The 4,615-nt window shown below is 74.6% G+C and carries 4 protein-coding genes and 1 pseudogene; 4 read left to right on the top strand and 1 reads right to left on the bottom strand.

The window, feature by feature from the left end; translation table 11 throughout:
• The first annotated feature begins 96 nt into the window (after positions 1 to 96).
• Both I59_RS05220 and I59_RS05225 read left to right on the top strand, forming a co-directional pair.
• A complete protein-coding gene (locus I59_RS05220) occupies positions 97 to 732 on the top strand; it encodes an HAD hydrolase-like protein (RefSeq protein ID WP_031272967.1) in 636 nt (211 codons plus the stop codon).
• Entirely contained in the window at positions 729 to 1,982 is a 1,254-nt protein-coding gene (locus I59_RS05225) for a CynX/NimT family MFS transporter (RefSeq protein WP_022902969.1), read from the top strand. The genes I59_RS05220 and I59_RS05225 overlap by 4 nt, the downstream gene beginning before the upstream one ends.
• 358 nt (positions 1,983 to 2,340) lie before the next feature.
• Here the strand turns inward: I59_RS05225 and I59_RS20675 are convergent, their stop codons facing one another.
• The gene (locus I59_RS20675) at positions 2,341 to 2,529 is read right to left on the bottom strand and encodes a hypothetical protein (RefSeq protein WP_049976531.1); all 189 of its coding nucleotides are present in this window, start codon (positions 2,527 to 2,529) and stop codon (positions 2,341 to 2,343) included.
• Positions 2,530 to 2,627: 98 nt separating this feature from the next.
• Between I59_RS20675 and I59_RS23130 the strand changes: the two genes are divergently transcribed.
• The gene (locus I59_RS23130; protein WP_049976532.1) at positions 2,628 to 4,412 is read left to right on the top strand and encodes a hypothetical protein; all 1,785 of its coding nucleotides are present in this window, start codon (positions 2,628 to 2,630) and stop codon (positions 4,410 to 4,412) included.
• A 4-nt stretch (positions 4,413 to 4,416) separates the two neighbouring features.
• Positions 4,417 to 4,615: pseudogene (locus I59_RS23135) on the top strand (MFS transporter); the annotation flags it as partial.

A 4,615-nucleotide genomic window follows, 5' to 3' on the forward strand; every position in this document is an offset into this window, starting at 1 on the left:
AGGCCCGGTTGCCTCCGTTCCGCCGGCGCGGCACCGGGACGGGGGCGTCCACGGCACCGGCTAGGCTGGGCAGGACATGACGCGCCCGTTCCCGCCATCCTCTTCGACCTCGACGGCACCATCAGCGACTCCGCTCCGGGCATCCTCGAGAGCATGACGCACACCTTCACCACGGTGGGCGTCCCCGTGCCGGACCACGCGACGCTCATGTCGTTCGTCGGACCGCCGATCCTCGACACCTTCCACGACGCCATGGGCATGGACACCGCGCAGGCCGAGCACACGCTCGCCGTCTACCGCGAGCACTACCTCTCGCACGGCGCCCTCGACTCGGCGATGTTCCCCGGCATCGACGTCGTGCTGCACACCCTGCACGAGGCCGGCCTGCCGATCTCGACCGCGACGAGCAAGCCCGAGACCCCGGCGACGTACATCCTCGAGCACTACGGCCTGACCGGCGACATCGACATCATCACCGGCGCGAGCGACGACGAGGTCCGGAGCTCGAAGGCCGACGTGGTCGCGGAGGCGCTGCGTCGGCTCGACGCCCGCGGGTTCGACGTCAGCCGTCCGGTGCTCATCGGCGACCGGAAGCACGACGTCGAGGGCGCCGCTGTCCACGGGGTGCCGACGATCTTCGCGGCGTGGGGCTACGGCTCCCCCGCCGAGGCCGAGGGCACCGTCGCGCAGGCGGCCACCCCGCTCGACCTCCTGCCGATCCTGCTGCCGTGACCGCCAGGGGCGCCACGGGCCGGACCGCTCGCCTGCGCGACGCCGCCTGGCTGCTGCCGGCCGCGGTGGTCCTCATCGCACTGAACTTCCGCGGCCCGATCGTCGCGACCGCTCCCGTCATCGGGGACGTCCGCGCCGACCTGGGGCTCACCGCGGGCATCGCGGGGCTCCTCACGACGATCCCGGTGCTGTGCTTCGCCCTCGCCACGCCGCTCGCGAGCTGGGTGATCGCGAAGGCCGACCCCGAACGCGCGGTGTCCCTCTCGCTCGTCGTCGTCCTGGTGGGCACGGTCGTCCGGTCGCTGCCCTCGTCGGCGGCGCTGCTCGTCGGCACCGCGGTGATCGGCATCGGCATCACGATCGGCAACGTCGTCATCCCCGTGGTGATCCGCCGTGACACCGCCCCCGAGCGCGTGGGGCTCGTGACGGGCGTCTACACGTCGGCGCTCAACGTCGGGTCGATGATCACCTCGCTCGGCACCGCGCCGATCGCGGCCGTCTGGGGCTGGCCGGTCGCCATCGCGGTGTGGGGCGTCCTGGCGGTGCTCGCCGGCATCGGCTGGACGTTCACGGTCGGTCCCCGTGCGGCCTGGCGGCGGCCGTCCGTGGTCGAACCCCTCCCGGAGACCGGGCCGATCGACCTCGTGCTCGACACCGACCACGAGCGGAAGGCGACCGCCCCGACGCCGGCGCCGGCCCGCCGGTGGATCACGTGGGGGCTCACCCTGGCGTTCGGCGGGCAGGCGTTCTCGTACTACGCCCTCACCGCCTGGATCCCGACGCTCCTGCACGACGAGATCGGCTTCTCGAAGGAGTCGTCCGGCGCGAGCTCGTCGGTGTTCCAGATCCTCGCCGTCATCGGCGCGCTCGGCGTCCCGGTGCTGGCGGCGCGGTGGCGACCCCGGGCGATCATCGCGCTCGTCGCGTTCTTCTGGTTGGCGATGCCGCTCGGACTCCTGTTCGCGCCGCAGCTGTGGCTCCTCTGGTCAGTGCTCGGCGGCGCAGCGCAGGGCGGCGGCATCACCATCGTGTTCATCGTGATCGTCCGGATCGTGTCGAGCGACGCCGACGCCCGACGGATGTCCGCGTTCGTGCAGGGCGGCGGGTACCTCATCGGGAGCGCGGGACCGCTCGTCGCCGGCACGCTGCACGGGGCCACCGGGGACTGGACGGCACCGTTGCTCGTCGTGCTCGTGGCGGTGCTCGTCCTCGGCGTGGTCGGGTCGATCGCCGCGCGTCGGGTCGACTGACCCCGGGGCGACCGCGCCCACCAGGACCTCCGGCCGCCGCGGGGCAACCGCGAGCAGGTCGGCCGGGCCTCGCACCTCGGGAACGCCTGAGACCCTCTTCGGTCCTGGCTGCGCGTGTCCTGGACGATGACCGGACGAGCCGCACGTCGGCTCAGCGGAGGTCGTGTGTTCGGGGCGTGCTGGCGGCTCGATCGCGGTGCACCGTCATCCCGGACGGCCAGGGTCCAGGTGTGGACACCGGACGACCGGCCCGCTGGGCCGACCAACACCTCGCAGCGCGGCTGGCACTGCTCCTCGTGCTGCTCGGTGCGACCGTGCTGCTGGGCTGGAACCTCGCCCGCGGCGGCGACGCTCCCTTCTACGCGGCGGCCGCCCGGTCGATGTCCGAGTCGTGGCCCGCGATGCTGTCCGGCGCCTTCGACCCCGGTGCGACGGTGACCCTCGACAAGCTCGCCGGGTTCCTCGTGCCGCAGGCGCTCAGCATCCGGCTGCTCGGGGACTCCACGACGGCGATCGCGCTGCCCGAACTCCTCGAGGGCCTCGTCACGGTGTGGGCCTGCTCGGTCGTCGGGCTCCGGTGGGGCGGGGGTCGGCACCGGCCTCGTCGCCGCCCTGGCCGCCGCGACGACGCCGGTCTTCGTCTCGATGTTCGCGCACCCGATGGAGGACGGCATGGTCACGGCCGCCCTCGCCGTCGCCCTGCTCTGCTGGCAGCGGGCCGCGATCACCGGACGGTGGTGGCCGCTCGTCGCCGCCGGGCTCGCGGTGGGCGTCGGGTTCCAGGCGAAGATGCTGCAGGCGTGGTTCGTGCTGCCGGCGCTGCTCCTCGGGACCCTGCTCGCCACCGCCCGCCCCGGTGGTCGGCACTGGGGCGTGTGGTGGCGCCTCGCGCGGACGACGGTGCTCGGCGTCGTGGCCGGCGCCGCGTCGCTCGTGTGGGTGGTCGGGCTGGCGCGGACGCCCGTCGGGGCCCGGCCGTACGTCGACGGCTCCACCGACGACGACCCCTGGGCGATGGTGTTCGGCTACAACGGGCTCGATCGGCTGCACGCCGGCGCCTGGCCCGGGTCCGTGGCGGTGCGCCCGACCACGGCCGCCTCGTCCGCCGGGGACCCGGGGCGGATCACGAAGCTGCTCGAACCGCACCTCGGCTCGCAGGTCTCGTGGATGCTGCCCGCGGCCGTGTTCGCCGTCCTCGTCGGCGTGGTCGTCCTCTGCCTGGGTCGTCGACTCGCCGCCGACGCACTCGGCGGCCTCTTCAGCACCGGCGCCGGCACGACGGCCGGCACCGGCACGACGGCCGGCACCGGCACGACCACCGGCACGGCCGCCGCCCCCCGCACCGGCGCCGTCACCCTCGTGGTGGTCACCGTCTGGCTGGTGACCGCGGCCGGCGTCCTCTCCGTGACGCGGATCCCGCACACCGCGTACCTCGCCGCCGTCGGGGTGCAGCTCGCCGTCCTCGGCGCGGTCGGGTGGCGGGCCGCTGTCGCCCTCGCGCGGTCGCACGTCGTCTGGGTCCGGGCCGTGCCGGTGGTCCTCGCCGTCGGCCAGGCCTGGTGGTGGCAGTACCTCGCCGCGGGCAGCCAGGCGCCCGCGGTCCTCACCCGCCCGGCGACGACGATCGCGACGGCGACGGTCGTCGCGGCGCTGGTCGCGGTGGTGTTGCCGCCACGCTCGGTGGTGACACGCGGAACGGACCCGTTCCGTGCCTCCCGGGCGGTCGTCGCGGTCGTCACCGGACTGGCCGTCGTGGCCGGACCGGCCGCCTTCTCGCTGCAGGCGCTCGACGCGGCACGCGACGGCAGCGGTCTCGACGCGTCGGTGGGGCGGCACCGACCGGACACCCCCTTCGCGGTGTCCGCCCCGGAGTGGCGCGGTGGGGAGCCGACGTACTACCCGACCGACGTCCGTCGGCTCGTCGCGGAGGCCGAGCGCCTCGACGCGCACCAGGCCCCCGGCCTGCCGCTCTTCCTCACCGACACCTGGCGCATCTCGTCACTGGTGATCTCCGCGACCGGGCTGCCGGTCCTGACCGACGGCGGCTTCTCGGGGAGGGTGCCGGTCTTCACGGCCCAGGACGTCCGTGAGCGCATCGCACACGGTCTGCACGTGCTCGTCATCCGGGCCGGCAGCGACCGCGACGACCCGGTGCTCCGTGCCGCGCTCGACGGCGGCTGCCGGATGGTCGTCGCACACCGCTCGCCGACGCTCCGCCACGACCACACGGTCCTGCTCGGACGCCGTGCCGGGCGCGTCCCGCCGGTGGCGTGGTCGGTCTGGCGCTGCGGGCTGCCCGGTCCCTCGGTCGGCCGGGTGCTCGTGCACCCCGCCGACGGGCACGGCCCCGTGCAGGTGCTGGTCAGCCCTGCTCGAGGACGTCACGCAAGGAGAGCGGTCGGTCGCCGCCGCGTGGGCCGCCGCCGGTGACACCGTGCTGCTCGGGCTGGCGTTCCTCGCGGCCGGGATGACGAGCGCCTCGACGAACGCGGCGAGCGGCCGGGTCGTCGTCGGCTGGTTCCCGAAGGAGCGCCGAGGCCTCGCGATGGGCATCCCGGCAGATGTCCCCACCGCTCGGGGTCACGCTGGGCGCGGTCACGGTCCCGCAGCTCGCGAAGACGGCCGGGGTCCGG

Source organism: Curtobacterium sp. B8 (genome assembly GCF_000333315.1).
In the GTDB taxonomy this organism is placed as follows: domain Bacteria; phylum Actinomycetota; class Actinomycetes; order Actinomycetales; family Microbacteriaceae; genus Curtobacterium; species Curtobacterium luteum.

Coding starts and splice junctions, on each gene's coding strand:
- I59_RS23130 (WP_049976532.1), top strand. CDS start 2,628: ATGTTCGCGCACCCGATGGAGGACGGCATGGTCACGGCCGCCCTCGCC.